The organism is Nocardia macrotermitis, assembly GCF_009604405.1.
In the GTDB taxonomy this organism is placed as follows: Bacteria; Actinomycetota; Actinomycetes; order Mycobacteriales; family Mycobacteriaceae; genus Nocardia; species Nocardia macrotermitis.
The window spans coordinates 433418-452797 of the sequence record NZ_WEGK01000004.1; the positions used below are offsets into that span (position 1 = coordinate 433418).

The 19380-nt window shown below is 64.3% G+C and carries 17 protein-coding genes and 4 tRNA genes; 11 read left to right on the forward strand and 10 right to left on the reverse strand.

Annotation, left to right across the window (positions count from 1 at the left end):
• The first annotated feature begins 123 nt into the window (after positions 1 to 123).
• Genes NRB20_RS11945 through NRB20_RS11955 form a run of 3 tightly spaced genes read left to right on the forward strand, consistent with a single transcriptional unit; the run spans position 124 to position 2218 of the window.
• The gene (locus NRB20_RS11945) at positions 124 to 957 is read left to right on the forward strand and encodes a GntR family transcriptional regulator (protein ID WP_153410111.1); all 834 of its coding nucleotides are present in this window, start codon (positions 124 to 126) and stop codon (positions 955 to 957) included.
• A 5-nt stretch (positions 958 to 962) separates the two neighbouring features.
• A complete protein-coding gene (locus NRB20_RS11950) occupies positions 963 to 1499 on the forward strand; it encodes a kinase (RefSeq protein WP_153410112.1) in 537 nt (178 codons plus the stop codon).
• Positions 1499 to 2218, forward strand: a complete 720-nt coding sequence (locus NRB20_RS11955) for a beta/alpha barrel domain-containing protein (protein ID WP_153410113.1) — start codon at positions 1499 to 1501, stop codon at positions 2216 to 2218. The genes NRB20_RS11950 and NRB20_RS11955 overlap by 1 nt, the downstream gene beginning before the upstream one ends.
• Here the strand turns inward: NRB20_RS11955 and NRB20_RS11960 are convergent.
• Complete coding sequence (locus NRB20_RS11960) at positions 2195 to 3058, reverse strand: helix-turn-helix domain-containing protein (RefSeq protein WP_153410114.1); 864 nt, start codon at positions 3056 to 3058, stop codon at positions 2195 to 2197. The two genes, NRB20_RS11955 and NRB20_RS11960, sit on opposite strands and share 24 nt — an antisense overlap.
• Positions 3055 to 3588 (reverse strand): DUF6879 family protein, encoded by a 534-nt coding sequence (locus NRB20_RS11965; protein WP_153410115.1) that lies wholly within the window; start codon positions 3586 to 3588, stop codon positions 3055 to 3057. Before NRB20_RS11965 ends, NRB20_RS11960 begins: the two co-directional genes overlap by 4 nt.
• 673 nt (positions 3589 to 4261) lie before the next feature.
• Here NRB20_RS11965 and NRB20_RS38035 point away from each other — a divergent pair.
• Genes NRB20_RS38035 through NRB20_RS11980 form a run of 3 tightly spaced genes read left to right on the forward strand, consistent with a single transcriptional unit; the run spans position 4262 to position 5264 of the window.
• Positions 4262 to 4435, forward strand: coding sequence for a hypothetical protein (locus NRB20_RS38035; protein WP_227833423.1), 174 nt, complete (start codon positions 4262 to 4264; stop codon positions 4433 to 4435).
• On the forward strand, positions 4432 to 4950 hold the full coding sequence (locus NRB20_RS11975; RefSeq protein ID WP_153410117.1) for a hypothetical protein: 519 nt from the start codon (positions 4432 to 4434) through the stop codon (positions 4948 to 4950). The genes NRB20_RS38035 and NRB20_RS11975 overlap by 4 nt, the downstream gene beginning before the upstream one ends.
• 47 nt (positions 4951 to 4997) lie before the next feature.
• The gene (locus NRB20_RS11980; protein ID WP_319944791.1) at positions 4998 to 5264 is read left to right on the forward strand and encodes a DUF397 domain-containing protein; all 267 of its coding nucleotides are present in this window, start codon (positions 4998 to 5000) and stop codon (positions 5262 to 5264) included.
• A 1741-nt stretch (positions 5265 to 7005) separates the two neighbouring features.
• On the opposite strand, the gene NRB20_RS11985 is transcribed toward NRB20_RS11980, so the two are convergent.
• The 4 genes from NRB20_RS11985 to NRB20_RS12000 all read right to left on the reverse strand — a co-directional run bounded on the left by NRB20_RS11985 (position 7006) and on the right by NRB20_RS12000 (position 8065).
• Positions 7006 to 7079: transfer RNA gene (locus NRB20_RS11985), tRNA-Phe, on the reverse strand.
• Positions 7080 to 7112: 33 nt separating this feature from the next.
• Positions 7113 to 7186: transfer RNA gene (locus tag NRB20_RS11990), tRNA-Asp, on the reverse strand.
• Positions 7187 to 7226: 40 nt separating this feature from the next.
• Positions 7227 to 7299: transfer RNA gene (locus NRB20_RS11995), tRNA-Glu, on the reverse strand.
• Positions 7300 to 7390: 91 nt separating this feature from the next.
• Positions 7391 to 8065: a TetR/AcrR family transcriptional regulator gene (locus NRB20_RS12000; RefSeq protein ID WP_153410118.1), complete on the reverse strand. Its 675-nt coding sequence runs from the start codon at positions 8063 to 8065 to the stop codon at positions 7391 to 7393.
• Between the two features lie 933 nt (positions 8066 to 8998).
• Here NRB20_RS12000 and NRB20_RS12005 point away from each other — a divergent pair.
• From NRB20_RS12005 to phoU, 5 genes are all read left to right on the forward strand, one after another.
• Positions 8999 to 9071 (forward strand) — tRNA-Lys (locus NRB20_RS12005).
• A gap of 444 nt (positions 9072 to 9515) precedes the next feature.
• Complete coding sequence (locus NRB20_RS12010; protein ID WP_153410119.1) at positions 9516 to 10487, forward strand: acyl-ACP desaturase; 972 nt, start codon at positions 9516 to 9518, stop codon at positions 10485 to 10487.
• Between the two features lie 109 nt (positions 10488 to 10596).
• A complete protein-coding gene (gene dusB / locus NRB20_RS12015; protein ID WP_227833424.1) occupies positions 10597 to 11745 on the forward strand; it encodes a tRNA dihydrouridine synthase DusB in 1149 nt (382 codons plus the stop codon).
• 1211 nt (positions 11746 to 12956) lie between these two features.
• On the forward strand, positions 12957 to 14366 hold the full coding sequence (locus NRB20_RS12020; RefSeq protein WP_406603812.1) for an LCP family protein: 1410 nt from the start codon (positions 12957 to 12959) through the stop codon (positions 14364 to 14366).
• Between the two features lie 101 nt (positions 14367 to 14467).
• Positions 14468 to 15142: a phosphate signaling complex protein PhoU gene (phoU, locus tag NRB20_RS12025; protein WP_153410122.1), complete on the forward strand. Its 675-nt coding sequence runs from the start codon at positions 14468 to 14470 to the stop codon at positions 15140 to 15142.
• Positions 15143 to 15425: 283 nt separating this feature from the next.
• Here phoU and pstB read toward each other — a convergent pair whose 3' ends face one another.
• From pstB to pstS, 4 genes are all read right to left on the reverse strand, one after another.
• Positions 15426 to 16202 carry a phosphate ABC transporter ATP-binding protein PstB gene (pstB, locus tag NRB20_RS12030; protein ID WP_153410123.1) on the reverse strand — a complete coding sequence of 259 codons (777 nt, stop codon included), beginning with the start codon at positions 16200 to 16202 and terminating at the stop codon, positions 15426 to 15428.
• Positions 16203 to 16221: 19 nt separating this feature from the next.
• Complete coding sequence (gene pstA / locus NRB20_RS12035) at positions 16222 to 17124, reverse strand: phosphate ABC transporter permease PstA (protein WP_194289812.1); 903 nt, start codon at positions 17122 to 17124, stop codon at positions 16222 to 16224.
• Positions 17124 to 18095 (reverse strand): phosphate ABC transporter permease subunit PstC, encoded by a 972-nt coding sequence (gene pstC / locus NRB20_RS12040; protein ID WP_227833425.1) that lies wholly within the window; start codon positions 18093 to 18095, stop codon positions 17124 to 17126. Before pstC ends, pstA begins: the two co-directional genes overlap by 1 nt.
• Before the next feature lie 91 nt (positions 18096 to 18186).
• Complete coding sequence (gene pstS, locus NRB20_RS12045; protein WP_319944792.1) at positions 18187 to 19308, reverse strand: phosphate ABC transporter substrate-binding protein PstS; 1122 nt, start codon at positions 19306 to 19308, stop codon at positions 18187 to 18189.
• Positions 19309 to 19380 lie beyond the last annotated feature (72 nt).

The following is a 19380-nucleotide window of genomic DNA, read 5'->3' on the forward strand; positions in this document are numbered from 1 at the left end:
CACGAACTTTTTCTGGCGAATCTTTGGCTACCAAAGCTCCCATCTGCATAGAAAACGTGATCTTGCAGCGGGTTTGCTAAAATCGCGAGCGGGGAGGTAGCGAACAGGAAGGTGATCAGATCCATGTCAGATGGGATGCCAGGAGATGCCAGGCACCGTCAGATTGCCCATCAGATTCGGAACGACATCGAGGCTGGTCGGCTACAGCCTGGACAGCGAATCCCTTCAACTCGTGAGCTCGCAGCACAGTTCGAGGTCTCGGTCGGCGCGATCAACGATGCGATGGAGATACTCACCGGCGAGGGACTGATCTACACCCGCCCACGGTCGGGGCGAATCGTCGCCGAGTCCGTCTCGACGCAGGTGCGCAACAACGAGTCACGGAGGCCCCGGGCCGTCATCGTGGGCGGTTACGCCGGATCGGGCAAGACCGAGTTCGGTCGAATCCTTGCGCGAGAAACCCGCTGGGCGATGTTGGACAAGGACACGATCACGCGCTCGATTGTCGATGCGGCCCTCGTGCAGCTCGGATCATCCATGCAGGACCGCGAGAGCGGGATCTATCTCGAAACGATCCGCCCTGCGGAGTACGAGTGCCTCGAAGCGGCCATGCAGGAGAACATCCAGTGCGGCGTCAGCACGATCGTCACTGCGCCATTCCTCAGAGAGTTCAATCAGCGAGGCTGGTTCGAACGCACCGCGGCTTCTCTGGCAGCGGTCGGCGCGGATCTGTCGGTGGTTTGGGTCCAGTGCGATGCGGACTCGATGTACTCATACGTCAAGCGACGGGGAGCGATCCGGGATACCTGGAAGCTCAACCACTGGAAGGAATACATCGACGGCGGTGTGAATGTGAATTTCCGCCCTCCGTGGCCTCACACGATCATCGCGAACAATCGCGATAGCGAACCCTTGCAGCTGCAAACCAAAGAGTTCCTTCACACACTGGCAAAGTAGAGACCATGTCCGCAGCTGTCATCCTGTACGGTCCGCCCACATCGGGCAAGGACACGGTCACCGCCGCACTGTCGACCGCCGATTCAGCCTATGTGCTGTTTCGGCGGCTGAAAGTCGGTGCCGGTCGAACCGCTACGTACAGGATGACAACCGCGGAGCATGTAGCGGAATTGGCCGCCGCCGGAGACATCATCTGGAAGAACGAGCGCTACAACGCCGTCTACATTGTCGACCGGCCAGAGCTGGTCAACATTGTTGCGGCACAGCGAGTTCCGATCCTGCACCTTGGACAACCCGAAGCGATCAGCGCGGTATGCGCCGCAATGCCCGAGATCAACTGGACAGTCGTCGAGCTGTGGTGCCCACGTGATGTGGCCGAACGGCGTATCCGAGATCGCGATACCGGCGATGTTGCCGAGCGCCTCACCGCGTGGGATTCGACCGTCAGACTCCCGGCAGACCTCGCCGAACTGAGCATCGATACCGCCGTTCATTCGCCCACAGAGGCAGCCGAGCAGATCCGGAAAGTTGTTGCACTGTAATGGAATTCGATGTCATCGTGCCCGCGCTGAACCTTCGATCCGAAGATGGGAAGCTCGATCTCGGAGCCACCCGGCGCTATGCGATTCGCGCAGCCGCTACCTGGGTCGATTCCTTCATCCTCTCTGGATCCACAACGCAAGGTCAGGCCATGTCAGCCGACGATCGAGCCGCGGTGATCGATCTCTGGCTCGAGGTCACCGAGCCGAGCCGAATCCTCGCATGTTGTTGGGAGGCAGAGGATTTCGTGCGAGCGAAAGATCGTTCTGTGACGCCAATGGCAGCCATGAGGACTACCGATCAGGCGCACTCGTTGAAGTTTCTGCGGGAGCTGCCGAGCGGAGCGACCATCTACAGCCATCCGATGTTCGGCGGCCAGCTATTCGACCCTGTTCTCGCACGCAGGGCCAGCGCACAGGGCGTTCTCCCCGCTGGCGGAAAACTCGCGAAAGTGAGCGCCAGCGCGATCGCCGAGATTCGGGCGGCAGTCGGCCAGGACTTCCGGCTATGGGACGGCTCGAGTCGAGACATCGTGGGTTCTGTCCGTGCTGGCGCGTCCGGAGTCGTCGCGACCCCGTTGAGCGCCTTCAGCGAGAATTTTCCGACACCGGACGTCGATTCCATCCAGTCCGCCGTCGATGTCGTGCAAGCAGATCTCGACGCGTTGCCATCACGAGCGACCCGTGCCGACGAGCTGCTACGTCGCGCTGTCGAAATCTGATCGCGCAGTGCCGTTCCGACGACTTGCGAGCGCTGCTGCGACGATATCGCGCGCATCGGCCCCGTAGACTGCCTGCTTTGTCAGAACGTCGAAAGTCTTCTCGTACAGCGCGATCTCGCGCGGCTGCGAGATGGTCAGTTCAGCCGTGATTGTCTCGACCAGTACACGCCGACGATCAAACATGCAGAAATTCGATTGCGGCACAATGTATTCCGTCCGCGACGGTATGACGCCGACGACGACGCGGGGCAAGGTCATCGCAATCAGAAGCCGATCCAGCTGTCCGAGCATGATGTCGTCGTTGCCCACGGTGGTGTGCAGGACCTGCTCTGCGATAACGAAGCTGAAACGATGGTTTCCGCGATAGAGAACGTGCTGCCGCTCCAGGCGGGCCGCGAGCATGCTGTCCAGGTCGTCGGTCGAATCGTGGTAGAACTCGAGCACCTTCATCAGCAGCGCTTCCGCATAATCCGGAGTTTGCAACAATCCTGGTACCACCCACGGCTCGTACCAGCGCATGAGCCGTGTCTCAGCCTCCCAGGCAATGGATTGCCGCTGCCGAACCGGCAACCGCATCCGCTTGGTTTCGAGGTACGCGGCTTGGACATTCCGGAGGGTCGCGATCAGGTCTGATACCTGGTCTTGCGCATCGCACGACGCACACCAATCCCGGATATCGTCCTCGGTCGGAGTCTGCTGTCCGAGTTCGATCTTCGACATCTTCGACCGCGGCCAACCATGAGCTTCGGCCACCGCTCGCGCCGTCAGACCAGCATCCCGCCGAATCTCCCGCAGTCGCCCGCCGAGAAGCTGCCGCCCTTGCTGCGCCGGGTCCGTCATCGCCCGCCATCACCGGCGGCGTACTCGGCGTACGGAATTCCACACGCCCAGACTCGATCTCGAATATCACCAAGGTGCGAGACGATCGCAGGATCAGTCGTCGTGGCCAGCCCCGCGCCCGCACCGCCCGGCGTGAAGACGCTGAAGGCTACCAGCCCATCATCAAAGATCCACCAGTCGTCTCTACCCAACGCCTCCTCGGCCACGGTGTGCCGCGGTATGTATCGGATATCTTCGCCCGCAGCAGCATTCAACCGTGCGATGGCAAGTGCAAATCGTGTGTAATCGGTGTGCGGCTCAGTGACGACCCTCATACGTCGAATCGTCTTACCCTGGCGGGTCATTTCGCGGACAGCGGCTCCCCAGCCGTCGTACCACCATGCGTAGTCATCGGATTCGCCCGCGAGAAACCGCCGTAGCGGTTCGTCTTCTTCAGGAGTCGTGTAGGTGTCCTGGAGTTCGAGATGAACCGCTACGGTCCAATTCTCACGGAAGAGGCGGTTCGCATCCTCGCCGTGATGCAGAAGCATCGGGTCGAATCTCCTGTCCTACGGGGACTTCCACGGCCAGCTCGTGAGCCGGGATGTCCATCTGCGCCAACGTCTCGGCGTCGACGACCGGCCGACCACTCAAGGTGAAGGTGCCGTGTCCTGTATCGGTTAGCAGAGTACCCAGGCAGGTACCAGGCTCGAGAAACTGCAAGAGCCTGTGCGGAATCTCGATTTGGTTCGGAACATCGGTTCTCCACCCTTGAGACACATATGTGCCCTCGTCAGAGGCATACAGTGTCGGCGATTGCTGACCGGTCGTGTTCTTACCGAGGAATTTTAGACGCATGCGGGAACTCCCTGTCCAGTGCGTTTCGAGTGATTTCTTACAACTACCATGATCCCATATACAGGGAAAAATCGGCAATGATCGAACAAATATCGAGAAACTTCGAGAAACTTCGTAGCGACGGGCAACTAGTAGTCCATAGCGTCGATACCGGCACCCGGAACCGGTTCAACCTCCCCCTGGTTCCGGGTCGCCTACTAGTCGACCCAAAGGGGCTTGAACATGACGCGGCCTACCGCAATCGGTTACCTCCGCCGTGACGTCTCCGGCACGCAGCAACCATGGGATGAAACCCAAATACGCTCTCTTGCAGCACGTCTCGGATACACACTGACTCGAACAGTAGCCTTCAGCAACCACACCTCGATGCCAATCGCACAGCTACGCGCCGTAGTCGATCGTTTCGAGGCGAATGCGATCTTCACGCCCAGCCTCGAGCACTTCGAAGACCAGGAGCCGCCAGCAGAGTTGATTGCGGTCGCTGACGTCATCACTGTGCACGACGGCCACACCTACGCCCAACTCAACACATCGATATGAGCGAAGACCGAACCGACCACTTCGCGACCACCGCGCCGGAGCCAACCGCGATCATCGCGATTCGACCGTCCCTGTGCGGGGAGATGTTCGAGTTCCGCCTGAAACAGCTCGAGCGCTACGCCGACCGTCTCGCTTATCGAGTACTGGCGGTGTTCGACACCGACAAGACTCCGAACCTGTGGCTCCCCATCACCAAATGGCAGCCTGACGCGGTAATCACCCTGGACGAGAATCACATTCAGCTCACCGAAGTAGCCCGGATAAGCGATGTGATCACACTCCTGCCCGAGGCCCAATACTCGCAGGGGCGATACGAACTACTCGATCCGAACAACGCAGGCGACGCCAATCCGACTCTGCCACAACGGAATCCGGGTGCATCAGGGCTGGTCCCGCATCCCAACAGTATGCGACCAGTTCCGGCCCGTGCTGTGACCGCGACGGATTGGGGCCAGGTGCTGCGCATCCTCCTCGGTGTGCGCCGCGCACGCACTACGGCCCCGCCGACCGCATAAGCCCCCAGCACCTCTACCCCGTAGACGACCGGCCTCGATCGGGGCCGGTGATCAATAGCGGCCCGACGCCGCCCGACCGATGGGACATCCACATGCACAACACCTTCGCCGAAAACGCCGCACAGCTGCCCACCAAGGTTCCCTTCCGCAAGGCCACCGCGTCCGTTCCGAGCGGCAATTGCCTGCACGTGGCAACCCTCGAGAACGGCAACATCGCAATCCGGCAGTCGGACCCGAACGGCCCGGCCATCATCGCCACCCCCGCCGAATGGACAGCCTTCCAGGACGGTGTCATCGCTGGCGAATTCCGCTGACCGCACAGCCAGACTTGCTCGCCTCGGCCATTCGCAGCACGGTCGGGGCGAGCCCCATCCTCCAGCAGACTCAACGGAATCCATGCCACTGCGACTGATTATCGCGCTCATCGCGATCTCCCTGACAATCCTCGCACTCATAGCCTTCATAGGCCGCACCCGACGTAGAGCCGAAGATCGAGTTCTGAAATCCCCTGTGGAACATGACACTCCAGACTTTCCGCTCACCATCGCTGGAGCAATCGCCGTGATAGAAGATCATGACTGGTGCACAGCGGACACCTGCATACGCAAGCACGTGGCTTACCAGACACTCGCCAACCGCCTGCACCGCCGACAGCCGGGAAGGGAGTACGGGCCTGCCCAGCCGCCCAACTAGGTCTTCTGCTGTCGTTCTGAATCGACCACCTGTACAGTTGGACTGTCACGTAAGTGATGCTGGCGGTGAGGACGCCATGCACGACGCCCTCACCTGGTGGGACTACCTAGCCCGCAACCAGCGGACCAGCATGAGCGCCCCGGCGATCACGGCAAAGCCTCCAAGCATGATGCCGTAATCGACCGGGGCCTTGCTCTTTGCCCGGCGATGTTTCGCCATCCCCACCACCTCCTTCCTGGGCGCGGTGTGTGGACCATGTCCACCGCCCCTCGGCTGGAGGTGGGCTCAGCCTACGCCACAGCACCGACCGGAACCGTTGGACCCCAAGCGATCCCGGAGTTCCCACGCTGTCCCAGCGAACGTCCGGCACTCAGCGTCGATCGGCCACCGTCCCGGCTTTCGTTCGCACCGCACGTACGGTGCGAAGCATTGCCGAATTCCGCCATACAGGATCAAGAGCGGCAGCGGCCCTAGCGGGCCGCCGCCGCCGCGCTACGCCGCTCCGCTCGAAGCTCGCTGCACGGCGGCGCGTCGGCGGCAGCCCGCACACCCACGAATCCTGATCCCGGACAGCGCATTCCCTGTCCGCACGGACAGCACTGGCCACGGACAGCAGACCGGACTGTCCGACCACAGCCGAGTTCTCGGTCCGTCCAGCACGGACGACGTCGATCACCTGGACAGCTTGGGCACAGCGGCTCCGCTTCGGTCGACGTGGCAGCACGCGGACACCCGGCCTCTGGCCACGTAATTCAACGACCGAGCAGTGCTGGGCACGATGCGAGCCGTTCCCGGCTGACCTCCCGCAGTCGAGCACGAAGCCGCGGACACCCGGCCCGGTCGACTGGCTGTGGTTGCGAACCAGGAACTCATCGGAGCCGAAGTCCTCCTCGTCACAATCAAAGCACCACAACCTCGCTATTCGGCCCACGCCTCTCCCGGAACCGAATAGCGGAACGCTCGGACATGAATCATGGTGATATTCCTCGCACATTCCCGAGTACGGAAATCCGTGACGGATCAACAATTCGCCGCCACTACCCAGCCTTACATTCCGCGGCTTTCAGTGCGCGATTCCCCCTTCCTCATTGCCTGATTGTCTCGCTCCAGCCAACCGCGTCAAGGGAAACGACACCCTTGACCCGGCCGCCTTCCGCCGAGGATGACAAGTATGAGGAAGGCCGGGGAGAAGAAGTCTGGGGTGGCTCAGGAGGCGACCTACCGGCCAGAAAAGCCGTGCCCCCCACGTGCCCTAAGCATCAGATTTCAGCGGACAACGGCGGTCAACGCCGGGCAAAGGGCATTCGAGGAGATTAAACGAGAAATCCCCCTCGACCAGCAGATTTGCCGAGGGGGATTGAGTGGCCAAGGCCGGGATCGAACCGGCGACCTTCCGCTTTTCAGGCGGACGCTCGTACCAACTGAGCTACCTGGCCGGAGGCACCCGAACGAATGCCAATACAGTCTTGCGACCCTGACGGGACTCGAACCCGCGACCTCCGCCGTGACAGGGCGGCGCGCTAACCAACTGCGCCACAGGGCCTTGCTCTACTACTGCGCTCTCAACGGTGTCACCACCGCCGTACCCCCTACGGGATTCGAACCCGCGCTACCGCCTTGAAAGGGCGGCGTCCTAGGCCGCTAGACGAAGGGGGCCCGCCGGATCTCTCCGGTCCGTACCTCAACGGCTTCCGTTGGGAGCTGGGATAGCTTATGACAGCTCCGGCGTGAAACCCAAATCGGCTGGTCAGGGGCTCGCGGTGCCGACATTCAGGTCGTCCGGACGGGCACTGGCCCGCCAGCCCACGGTGCGGAACTCCTCCAGCCACTCCGGGGTGCCCATCGCCTCGACGATGATCTCCAGCGCCTCGGTGAACCGCATCCGCATATCGACCGGGCCGCCGACCATGTCGGTGACGTAGCGCTGCCCGGCCAGGGCCGCGGTGAGGGTGCGCGCGAACTTGTCCGGATCCGCGTCGTGCCGCAGCTGCTTCTGATCGATCGCGCGTACCGCCAGCATCCGGATGGCGCGGCCGAGGATGCGCCCGCCGCCCGCCTGCACGTCGCGATGGAACTCCGGTTCGATGATCAGCCGGAACTCGGCCTGGATGATGATGTCGTTGTCCAGGCGCAACGCGACCTCGTCGAGCATCCCCCGCAGGATGTCGAGGGGGCCGAGATCGGTTCTGCCGAGCCAGCGTTCGATGCTGGTCCGATACCGCTCGACCGCGGCGTCCAACACCGCGCGCGCCAGATCCTCCTTGGAGTCGAAGTGGAAGTACATCGCGCCCTTGGTCGCGCGAGACCCTTCCAGAATGCGGTTCAACGATGCAGCGGCATAGCCGCTTTTCCCGAATTCCACCGCGGCCGACCTGATGATCGCCGCGCGAGTCCGGCGGGCCCGCTCTTGCTGCCGTGCCATGCTCGAAACGCCTCCGAAGCTACTTACCGCCGCAGGACTCCCAGTGGGAACAGTCCTCGATGCGAGTTATGAGATTTTTTAATACCGAGATTCGGGCTACAGCCCGGTTTTTCAAACTCTGAGTACGAAAAGTCGCGAGAGAACCTGAAACACACCGGCTGGTATAGTTCTCCGGGCCCGGGTGCGCCGCAGGGGGTGCGCACCCGGGCTCAACGTTCTCGGATCTGCCTCCTGCGACGAAATCTCCAGGGCCCCGCGAACGGCCGGACCGGTCGCGACACAAGCGGGTACATCAACCATGGGCCGAATCCCCTCCCACCGGGCACACCCGGATTCTTTCGGAATTCACCGACAGATCACCGTACTCCGTATCGATGTCGATCGGAGCGGCTACCGGAAAGTCAGTTCGCTCAATCCTCTTTCCGAAGTTTGCGGCAAATCTTCGGTTACCATTTTCTCGCGACGTTCCTTTCGCGAATTCCACCATCCCACAGCACGGTTCGCCACCGCCACACCCCGGCCGTCTCACCCCACCGCCGGCCGGACGCGCCACCCCACCGCCGGGCCGCCTGCCGGGCCGATCCCTCGACACTCGCACCTCCACTGCCAATTTCCTTGTCACGCACCGCGATTGGATGATGTTTACACACTTCGTCGCTGAAACAAATTGGAGGTCAACGGGATTACCCCCTCACCTCGAACGCGTCCGACCGCCGACCCGAGCCGCGCGCGGAGACCAACCGGAGCCCGATCAAGCGTCCCGGAACCCGGATCCACGTCGCCGCCGGGCGGCCCAGCGCCGCCGCAGATTTGCGCACACCGGCGCCGACGCCATCAGCAAATCCCGCCGACCTGCGCGGATCGAGCGCCCGGACACCCCGGACGGATACCGGTTACCACTTTCGCGAGGCGCACATTAGACTTGCCAGCCGCGCCCCTATAGCTCAGTTGGTAGAGCTACGGACTTTTAATCCGCAGGTCCCAGGTTCGAGCCCTGGTGGGGGCACTCGGGTCCGCCGGAACACACGTTCCGGCGGACCTGTCGCATGTACGCCGAGATGTGCTGTGGCGCTGGCCGATCCGGCATCGGAGCGATTGTGTGGCTAATATTCGCTTCACTTCGGGACCTCAGGCGAGCGGCGATGGACGGCGCGGTCCGCGGACCGCAGGAAAGCATCGGCAACCATGCGGGCTAACGAGATCCCCGCCCCGGACGATGATCCCCATGAAAGCGCCTCGCCGCCTACACTCGAAAGCGTCGACTTCCGTATTGTGCCAGCTCACAATCGGGAGCCCGCGGGTTACATCATCTGGTGGCAACCCCGTCCGATGCGTTTCGCATCACACCTACAGTGCCGTAAGGTATGGGCCGCAGTGCCGGGGCCGCAAGGCGCATGGACGAGCGGGGGGCGACGAGCACGATGGCAGGACAAGACCGAAGGGCGTAAGCATGGCAAGGGATCTGACTCAACTCGAGCTGCTCACGGAGTTGGAGCCGGTTGCCGAAGAGAACGTCAACCGTCACCTCTCGATGGCCAAGGAATGGCATCCGCACGACTACGTGCCGTGGGACGAAGGCCGCAACTTCGCGGCGATGGGCGGTATCGACTGGGAGCCGGGGCAGTCCAAGCTCAACGAGGTCGCCAAGGCCGCGATGATCACCAACCTGCTCACCGAGGACAACCTCCCCTCCTATCACCGCGAGATCGCCGAGAACTTCTCCCAGGACGGCGCCTGGGGCACCTGGGTCGGGCGGTGGACCGCCGAGGAGAACCGGCACGGGATCGTCATCCGTGACTACCTCGTGGTCACCCGCGGCGTGGACCCGGTCGCCCTGGAACAGGCCCGAATGGTCCACATGACCAACGGTTTCGCCTCCCCCACCGAGGTCGACGCCGGATTCCTGCACTCGGTCGCGTACGTGACCTTCCAGGAGCTGGCCACCCGCGTCTCGCACCGGAACACCGGCAAGGTGTGCGACGACCCGATCGCCGATCGCATGTTGCAGCGCGTCGCCGCCGACGAGAACCTGCACATGATCTTCTACCGCAACCTGTGCGGCGCGGCCCTGGACCTGGCGCCCGACCAGGCCCTGGACGCCGTCGCGCTGATCCTGGAGAACTTCCAGATGCCCGGCGCGGGCATGCCCAACTTCCGCCGCAACGGCGTGTTGATGGCCAAGCACGGCATCTACGACCTGCGTCAGCACCTCGAGGAGGTCGTGCAGCCGGTGCTCAAGAAGTGGCGGATCTTCGAGCGCGAGGACTTCACCGCGCGTGGCGAGCAGACCCGCGACCGGCTGGCGGTCTTCCTGGACAAGCTGTCCAAGGATGTGACCAAGTTCGAGGAGCAGCGCGACCGCATGCTCGCCCGCGAGGCCGCCAAGCGCGACCGCGAACTGGCGACCGCGTCGGTCGGCTGAGTCGTACGGCGCCCGGGTTCGCTGTCCCTCGACGGACACCGAACCCGGGCGTTCTCGTCCGCGGTCACGTGATATCGGCCACTGACCGGCGGATGCGAGAATGGAACCCATGACTGCGGTGATCGAGGCCAGGCCCCAACTGCGGATCGGCCCGTACCCGGTCGATCCGCCGGTGGTGCTCGCGCCGATGGCCGGGATCACCAATGTCGCGTTCCGGACGCTGTGCCGGGAGTTCGGCAGCTCCACCGCGATCTACGTGTGCGAGATGATCACCGCGCGCGCGGTGGTCGAGCGCAACGAGAAGACGCTGCACATGATGTCGTTCGGGCCGGACGAGAGCCCGCGGTCGATGCAGCTGTACGGCGTCGATCCGAAAACCCTCGGCGAGGCGGTGCGGATCATCGTCGGCGAGGGCTGGGCCGATCACATCGATATGAATCTGGGTTGTCCGGTGCGCAAGGTCACCCGGCTCGGCGGCGGCTCCGCACTGCCCTACAAACGGCGGCTGTTCGCGAACATCGTGCGCGAAATGGTCGCCGCCGCAGGCGAAGTGCCGGTCACCTTCAAATTCCGGATCGGTATCGACGACGACCACCACACCTACCTGGACACCGGCCGCATCGCCGAAGCCGAAGGCGCGGCAGCGGTCTCACTGCACGCGCGCACCGCGGCCCAGCTGTACTCCGGCCAAGCCGACTGGACCGCCATCACACGCCTCAAAGAAGCCGTCACCACCATCCCCGTCCTCGGCAACGGCGACATCTTCACCGCCACCGACGCCCTGCGCATGATCGCCGAAACCGGTTGCGACGGAGTCGTTGTCGGCCGCGGCTGCCTCGGCCGCCCCTGGCTCTTCGCCGAACTCTCCGCCGCCCTGCGCGGCGAACCCGCCCCCGAACCCCCCACCCTCGGCCGCGTCGGCGAAATCCTCATCCGCCACGCCGAACTCCTCGTCGAACACGACGGCCACGACAAAGCCATGCGCGACATCCGCAAACACATGGCCTGGTACTTCATGGGCTTCCCCGTCGGCTCCGACCTTCGCCGAAAGTTCGCCACCGTCTCCACCCTCGACCAGATCCGAGACCTCACCACCCACCTCGACCCCACCGCCCCCTTCCCCACCGCAGCCGCCACCGGCCCCCGCGGCCGCCAAGGCTCCCCCCAAACCAAGGTCTCCCTCCCCGACGGCTGGCTCGACGACCCTGAAGACGCCACCGTCCCCAGCGCCGCCGACGTCATGCACAGCGGCGGCTGAACGCACCGCCCTTCGCCCCCCGAATCCCCGCCTCGCGGCCGGATACACGCCCGGAACAGCCATGTTCAGCCATTCCGGTGATTACCCTCACTATCATCGACACGATTCTGCTCTCGGCGCGGTTCCATCGTCGACACTAGGCGAGGTGAGGTTCGTTGATGGGCGACGACGGTCACGGTGGGGAATCGCCGCATTCGGTCGGGCGGGCTCCCTGGGAGCGACGCGCTGCGGTTCGGGGTGCGGGTGAGGGTGCCCGGCGGTCCCGGGAGACCGCTGGGACATGGTATGCGGCGTATTTGCCAAGTCGGGCCGGCTCCGCCGATTCACCCGAAGCGGAGCAGGAGGACACCGAGCCTGCGGTCACGAACGAATCCTCGACCGACGAGCCTCACTCCCGCCCGCGGCAGGACCCGGGTAGCCCCGATGAAACGCATCCACCCCAGCGCACCGAGTCCGGCGACTCAACCGTCGCGATGCCGAACGCGCGCGCCGGGGAAGGCCATTCCGGAGCTGCACATTCCGATCAACCGGCTACCCTCGACAACTCCAGCGCAGGGCCGTTGAGTCGACGTCCGAGGTCCGGCGATGTGCTCGACGCGGCGTCGGGCGCATACGCTGCGGAAGGCAGTTCCGGCGCGGTAGATGCCGATCCATGGACCACCACGGACGAACCCAGCGCAGTACCGTCGGGTCGACAGCTCGAGTCCGACGATGCGACCGACGTACGGGCGACCGGACGAACCGAGAACCACAATTCCGCTGCGGCGCACACTGATTCGCAGGATGATCCGGCGAACTCCAGCGCCACATCTCCGAGTCGGCAGCAGGTCTCGGACGACGTGACAGGTGTAGGGAAGACAGGCGGGGCAGAAGCAGGTAATTCCGGTGGGGCGCAGGCTGATTCCGGTGTTGGGGAGAGGATGTCGGGCGGGGAGGACGAGACCGAACCGTCGGATGCCGAGCGGGCGTTGCTCGTCGAGGCTTGGCGAGGGGATGAGAAGGCTTCCGCTGGAACGCAATTCGATGACAGGGTGCAGCAATCGGGGGCGGACCGGGGCGAAGCCACTGCCGCTCCGAAACGCTTTGGGGTGCAGCGGTTTCGGCGGGGCGAGGGGCGTCGCGGGCGGCGGGGGTTGCGGGTTGCCGGGCGGACGATTGCGGCGTTGGCCGCGGTGGCGACACTGTTGTTGACGGGGGCGGGGTGGAATTACTTGCGCGCCACCGATAAAGGGTTCACGAAGGTGCAGGCGTTGGATGTGGGGTCGCATGACATCGTGGATCCGGTCGGGCAGTTGGGTGACGAGAATTTCCTGATCGCGGGGACGGATTCGCGGGCGGGCGTGGACAGCACCCTCGGGGCGGGCGATCCCACCGACGTGGAGGGGGCACGGTCGGACACGGTGATGCTGGTGAACATCCCGGCCAGTCGCAAACGTGTTGTCGTGGTGTCGTTTCCGCGCGATCTGGATGTGACGCGGCCGGTCTGCGAGGGCTGGAACAACGATCAGGCGCAGTACACCGGCACCGACTACCCCTCGGCGATGGGCGACAAGCTCAACGGCGCGTACGCCCTCGGCGGGCCGAAATGCCTGATCAAGGTGATCCAGAAACTGTCCGGACTCAAGATCAACCACTTCGTCGGCCTGGACTTCGCCGGATTCGAATCGATGGTCGACACCGTCGGCGGCGTGCAGGTGTGCACCGCGACGCCGCTCGTGGACACCGAACTCGGCACCATCCTGGCCAACCCGGGCCGCCAGACCATCAACGGCGTCACCGCGCTGGACTACGTGCGCGCCCGGCACGTCATCGGCGAGGAACGCAGCGACTACGACCGCATCCACCGCCAGCAACTGTTCCTGTCCTCCCTGCTGCGCAGCGCGCTGTCGAACCGCGTCCTGTTCGATCCGGTGAAACTGAACGGCTTCATCGCGGCCTTCACCTCGCACGCCTTCATGGACAACGTGGACACCAAGGACCTGCTGATGCTGGGCCGCTCCCTGCAGAAGGTGGCCGCCGGCGCGATCACCTTCCTGACCGTGCCGACCGCGGGCACCACCTCCTACGGCAACGAGATCCCCCGCGAATCCGACATCAAGGCGATCTTCCACGCGATCATCGACGACGACCCGCTCCCCGGCGAACACCACACCACCGAACCGGCCCCCACCTCGACCGCGCCCGCGCCGCCGCAGCTCACCGCGGCCGATCCGACGACGATCTCGGTGCAGGTCTCCAATGCCTCGGGCATTTCGGGGACCGCGAGCGCGACCGCCACCAAACTGGCCGCGCCGGGCTTCCAGATCTACAGCGTGGACACCTATCCCCAGGGCACACTCTCCTCGACCCTGGTCCGCTATTCGAGCGGTCACCGGGACGAGGCCGCGACCGTGGCGTCGGCGATTCCGGGCGCGAAACTCCAGGTCACCTCGGATCTGGGCAGTATCGTCCAGGTCGCGCTCGGTAAGAATTTCACCGGCGTGGTGCACACCCCGCCGACGTTCGGCACACCGCTGCCGCCCATCGCCTCGGCCCCGGCGGACAGTACGGGCGCGGCGAATCCGGTCACACTTCCCGACGATCTCGAACACGTCAACGCCGCGGACGACAACTGCCGCTGAGATACCCCACCACCTGCGCCGATACCGTGCGCGACGGCGAGCACCAGCGGTTCATCCGCAGTTCGTGACTTGGTCAGGGCCGAGAGCTACTCTTTCGTTCCATGCGTGTCATCTACAACGAGCAAATGGGCGAACTCGCCACCATGCTGGGCGAAATGGCCGGTATGGCGGGTTCGGCCATGGACAGGGCGACGCAGTCGCTGCTGCAGGCGGATCTCGCACTGGCCGAACAGGTGATCACCGAATCCGACCGGATCGCCGAGATGATCACGCTCGCCGAGGAGCGGGCGTTCGCGCTGCTGGCCCTGCAGGCCCCGGTCGCGGGTGATCTGCGGCAGGTCGTCAGCGCCATCCAGATCGTCGCGGACGTGAACCGCATGGGCGCGCTGGCGTTGCACGTGGCCAAGGTCGCCCGGCGGCGGCACCCCAATCACGCGCTGCCCGAGGCCGTCAACGGCTACTTCGCCGAGATGGGCCGGATCGCGGTGAGCATGGGCAACACTGCCAAGGAGGTGCTCGAGACCCGCGATCCCGAACGCGCCGCCCAGCTCAACGACGAGGACGAGGCGATGGACGACCTCCACCGCCACCTGTTCTCCCTGCTGATGGACCGCGAGTGGAAGCACGGCGTCGCGGCCGCGGTCGACGTCACCCTGCTGGGCCGCTACTACGAGCGTTTCGCCGACCACGCCGTCGAGATCGGCCGCCGCGTGGTCTTCCTGGTCACCGGCGTCCTGCCCCCCGACCAAGACAGCGCAGACGCCGAAAGAATCTGAGTTACAAGGGGAAACACTCATTCGCCCCCAAAACAGTTGTTACGCTGCGAATCTGGTCCGATTGATACCGAATTCGCAGCGCAACAACTGATTTCAGGAGCACATGGGTAACTCGCCGGGTACGCCCGAGAGGCAACCGAACCTTTGACCGCCGGCCCGACACTCGAAGCTCCCCGCGCTCGACGGCACGCTGAAGTCGCGGGGAGGCGGAGGAGCGCTGCGAATCTGGTACCAGACGGCCCAGATTCGCAGCGCAACAGTGGTTTTCGGGGGGATCTCCCCGTTACCCGAAACGGCCGGAGATGTAGTCCTCGGTCGCCTTCTGCGAGGGGTTGGAGAAGATCTTCTCCGTCTCGTCGATCTCCACCAGGTTGCCGGGCTTGCCCTGCTCCTTGAGGTTGAAGAAGGCCGTCTGGTCGCTGACGCGGGCGGCCTGCTGCATGTTGTGGGTCACGATGACGATCGTGTACTGCTTCTTCAGTTCGGAGACCAGGTCCTCGATCGCCAGGGTGGAGATCGGGTCCAGCGCCGAACAGGGCTCGTCCATCAGCAGCACGTCGGGCGAGACCGCGATCGCGCGGGCGATGCACAGACGCTGCTGCTGACCACCGGACAGGCCGCCGCCGGGCTTGTCGAGCCGGTCCTTGACCTCGTTCCAGAGGTTGGCGCCGCGCAGCGACCGCTCGGCCACCTCGCCCAGTTCCTTCTTGTTGCGCACACCCTGCAACCGCAGCCCGGCCACCACGTTGTCGCGAATCGACATGGTGGGGAACGGGTTCGGGCGCTGGAACACCATGCCGATGGTGCGGCGCACGCCGACCGCGTCGATCGACGCGCCGTAGATGTCCTCGCCGTCCAGCAGCACGCCACCCTCGACGCGCGCGCCGGGCGTGACCTCGTGCATGCGGTTCAGCGAACGCAGCACGGTCGACTTACCGCAACCCGAGGGACCGATGAACGCGGTGACGCTGCGCGGCAGCACGGTCAGCGACACATCGGAGACGGCGTGGAACCTGCCGTAGTAGATGTTCAGATCTTTGACGTCGATCCGCTTGGCCATGTCGTTATTCCGTTCGCTTCTATCGGTTCCGCGTGAGCAGCTTGTTGACGACCGCGGCGCCCAGGTACAGCAGGGCGATGATCAGGATCAGGGTCAGCGACGCACCCCACACCATCGCCACGCCGGCGGGCTGGGGGTTGGACAGCTCCTGGTAGATCAGCAGCGGCAGCGAGGCCATGTTGCCGTCGAGGATATTGAAGTTGATCGACTGCGAATAGCCGACCAGCACCAGCACCGGCGCGGTCTCACCCATCACGCGGGCCACGGCCAGCAGCATGCCGCTGATCATGCCGGGCAGCGCGGTCGGAATCACGATCCGCAGAATGGTTTTCCACTTCGGAATGCCCAGAGCGTAGGAGGCTTCCCGCAATTCGTCGGGAACCAGCTTGAGCATCTCCTCGGTACTGCGCACCACCACCGGCAGCATCAACAGCACCAGGGCGAACGACACGGCCAACGCGCTCTGCTGGAACTTGAACGTCGCGATCCACAGCGAGAACACGAACAGCGCGGCCACGATCGACGGCACACCGGCGAGGATGTCGACCATGAAGGTGGTGACCTTCGCCAGCCGGCCGCCGCCGTATTCGATCAGGTAGACCGCGGCCATCACACCGAGCGGGATGGCGATGATCGCCGCGACGAGCGCCTGTGCGACGGTGCCGACGATGGCGTGGTACACACCACCGGCGAACTGCTCGGGCAGCACCCCGTACTGCGAGTTGGTCCACCAGCCGCTGCGGACGATCGAGTGGTAGCCCTTGCTCACCACCACGATCAGCACCCAGGCCAGCGGCACCAGCGCGATCGCGAAGCACAACGACATCACCGACGTCGCGATGTTGTTGCGGATCCTGCGGCCGAGCGAGATCTCCCGGAAGGCGGGGGCCTTGATCGGCTTGTCCAGAGTTGCCGTGGTCATCAGCCGTTCACCTTCCCGCCCGCGGCGATCCGGGCCAGCGCGTTGACCACGAAGGTCAGCACGAACAGCACGAAGCCCGCGGCGATGTACGCGCCGGTCGGCAGCGCCTGGCTGAATTCCGAAGCGGCAGAGGCGATTTTGGAGGCAAAGGTGTATCCGCCGTCGAACAGCGACCAGTGGCCCGCCTGCTGCGCGGTGCGCAACACGATCAGTACCGCGATGGTCTCACCGAGGGCGCGGCCGAGGCCGAGCATCGATCCGGCGATCACACCGCTGCGACCGTAGGGCAGCACGGTCATCCGCACCACTTCCCACTTGGTCGCGCCGAGCGCCTGCGCGGCTTCGATGTGCGCGCGCGGCGTCAGGTTGAAGACCTCGCGGCTGACCGAGGTGATGATCGGCAGGATCATCACGGCCAACACCACGCCGGCGGTGAAGATCGTGCCGCCGCCGTCGATCGAGACATTGCCCTGATCGAACAGGAAGAACCAGCCGAAGGTCTTGTTGAAGAATCGCTCCACCGGCACCAGCTTCTCGGCCAGCACCAGGAATCCCCACAGACCGAACACAATCGATGGCACCGCCGCCAGCAGGTCGACCAGCATCGAGAACGGCCGGGCCAGCGCCTTGGGCGCGTACTGGGTCAGGAACAGCGCGATACCGACGCCGATCGGCACCGCGATCACCAGCGCCATGAGTGCGCTCATCACCGTGACCATGAACAGGTCCTTGATACCGAACTTCAAGTTGTTGGCATCGTTGGTGTTGAACTGGCTGCTGGTGAAGAAGTTCGCCTTGTTCGCCCCGATCGAAGGCACCGCCTTGATCAGGAGGAACAGGGCGATCAACGCGATGGCGGCGACGATCGTCGCACCCGCGGCGGTGGCCAGCGACCGGAAGATCAATTCCGACTTGTTGCTGGCTTTCGCCCGGGAGGACTTCGCGGGATCAGTGGCGGGATCGCTCGGCATTCGAGAATTATCTCCGCCCGCCCCGGGGCCGGTCGTTTCCGACCGGCCCCCGGCGGTGACATCGTTGTGCACGGTCATGGGTCGGCAGCTATCAGGAGATGGCGGTGATGGCGGTGGTCAGCTTGGCCTTGAAGGAATCCGGCAGCGGGATGTAGCCGACGGAGTCCAGGCCGACCTGGCCGTTGTTGACCGCGGAGGTCAGGAACGCCTTGACAGCCTTGGCGGTGTCGGCGTCGCTGTACTTCGAGCAGACCACCTCGTAGGTGCCGAGCATGATCGGGTAGGCGGTCGCGTCGGTCGGGTTGTAGAACGACGAGGTGTCCAGCACCAGGTCGTTGCCCGTGCCCTTGATCTTGACGCTCGCGACCGCCGCGCTGGCCGAGGTGGTGTTCAGCTCGACCGGCTTGACCGAGGCGTCGGTCAGGATGCGCGCGATGTGCAGGTTCTGCGCCTTGGCGAAGGACCACTCGTTGTAGGTGATCGAGCCGGGGGTGCGGTTGATCGCGGCCGACGTGCCGTCGTTGCCCTGGGCGCCCTCGCCGACGCCGCCGTTGAAGACCTTGCCCGCGCCCTTGCCCCACGCGCCCTTGGACGCCGCGTCCAGGTAGTGCTGGAAGTTGTCGGTGGTGCCCGACTGATCGCTACGGAAGACCACGTTGATGGCCAGGTCCGGGAGCTTGTCCGCGATACCGCTGTTCAGCGCCTTGATGGCCGGGTCGTTCCAGTTCTTGATCTGGCCGCTGAACACCTTGGCGGCCGTCGGGCCGTCGAGCACCAGGCTGTCGACACCGGTGATGTTGTAGGTGATCGCGATGGGGCCGAAGACCGTCGGCAGATCCCACGCGGTCGAGCCGCAGCGCTGCGCGGCCTTGTCGACCTCACCCTTCTTCGGGTCCAGCGGGGAGTCCGAACCGGCGAAATCGGTCTGGCCGCCGATGAAGTCGTTGATGCCCGCACCCGAGCCACTGCCGGTGTAGTCCAGCTTGTAGCCGTTGCAGTTCTGCTGGTAGGCCGCGATGAAGCGGTCCATGGCGTTCTTCTGCGCCGTGGAACCACTCGCCTTGAGCGCCTTCTTGCCACCGCAATCGACGCTGACCTTCGGGGCGGTGTTGCCGGTCGACGCGGAGTTGTTGTCGCTGCCACAGGCCGACAGGGTCAGAGCCCCGGCCGCGGCCAGCACGCCGATGAGAGCGCCGCTGCGCTTGAGATTCACCTAATCCTCCGGTAACGCTCGAGACACGTCCGATCCCTCAACGATCGGACGAGTGCCATGGTGGCTGTTCAC

Bases quoted from the DNA above. Each gene is read 5' to 3' on its own strand.
- NRB20_RS11955 (WP_153410113.1), top strand. From the start codon at position 1,499: ATGGAATTCGATGTCATCGTGCCCGCGCTGAACCTTCGATCCGAAGAT.
- NRB20_RS11975 (WP_153410117.1), top strand. From the start codon at position 4,432: ATGAGCGAAGACCGAACCGACCACTTCGCGACCACCGCGCCGGAGCCA.
- dusB (WP_227833424.1), top strand. From the start codon at position 10,597: ATGACTGCGGTGATCGAGGCCAGGCCCCAACTGCGGATCGGCCCGTAC.
- NRB20_RS12010 (WP_153410119.1), top strand. From the start codon at position 9,516: ATGGCAAGGGATCTGACTCAACTCGAGCTGCTCACGGAGTTGGAGCCG.
- pstC (WP_227833425.1), bottom strand. From the start codon at position 18,095: ATGCCGAGCGATCCCGCCACTGATCCCGCGAAGTCCTCCCGGGCGAAA.
- NRB20_RS11945 (WP_153410111.1), top strand. From the start codon at position 124: ATGTCAGATGGGATGCCAGGAGATGCCAGGCACCGTCAGATTGCCCAT.
- pstA (WP_194289812.1), bottom strand. From the start codon at position 17,124: ATGACCACGGCAACTCTGGACAAGCCGATCAAGGCCCCCGCCTTCCGG.
- NRB20_RS11960 (WP_153410114.1), bottom strand. From the start codon at position 3,058: ATGACGGACCCGGCGCAGCAAGGGCGGCAGCTTCTCGGCGGGCGACTG.
- NRB20_RS11950 (WP_153410112.1), top strand. From the start codon at position 963: ATGTCCGCAGCTGTCATCCTGTACGGTCCGCCCACATCGGGCAAGGAC.
- pstB (WP_153410123.1), bottom strand. From the start codon at position 16,202: ATGGCCAAGCGGATCGACGTCAAAGATCTGAACATCTACTACGGCAGG.
- NRB20_RS11965 (WP_153410115.1), bottom strand. From the start codon at position 3,588: ATGCTTCTGCATCACGGCGAGGATGCGAACCGCCTCTTCCGTGAGAAT.
- NRB20_RS38035 (WP_227833423.1), top strand. From the start codon at position 4,262: ATGCCAATCGCACAGCTACGCGCCGTAGTCGATCGTTTCGAGGCGAAT.
- phoU (WP_153410122.1), top strand. From the start codon at position 14,468: ATGCGTGTCATCTACAACGAGCAAATGGGCGAACTCGCCACCATGCTG.
- NRB20_RS12000 (WP_153410118.1), bottom strand. From the start codon at position 8,065: ATGGCACGGCAGCAAGAGCGGGCCCGCCGGACTCGCGCGGCGATCATC.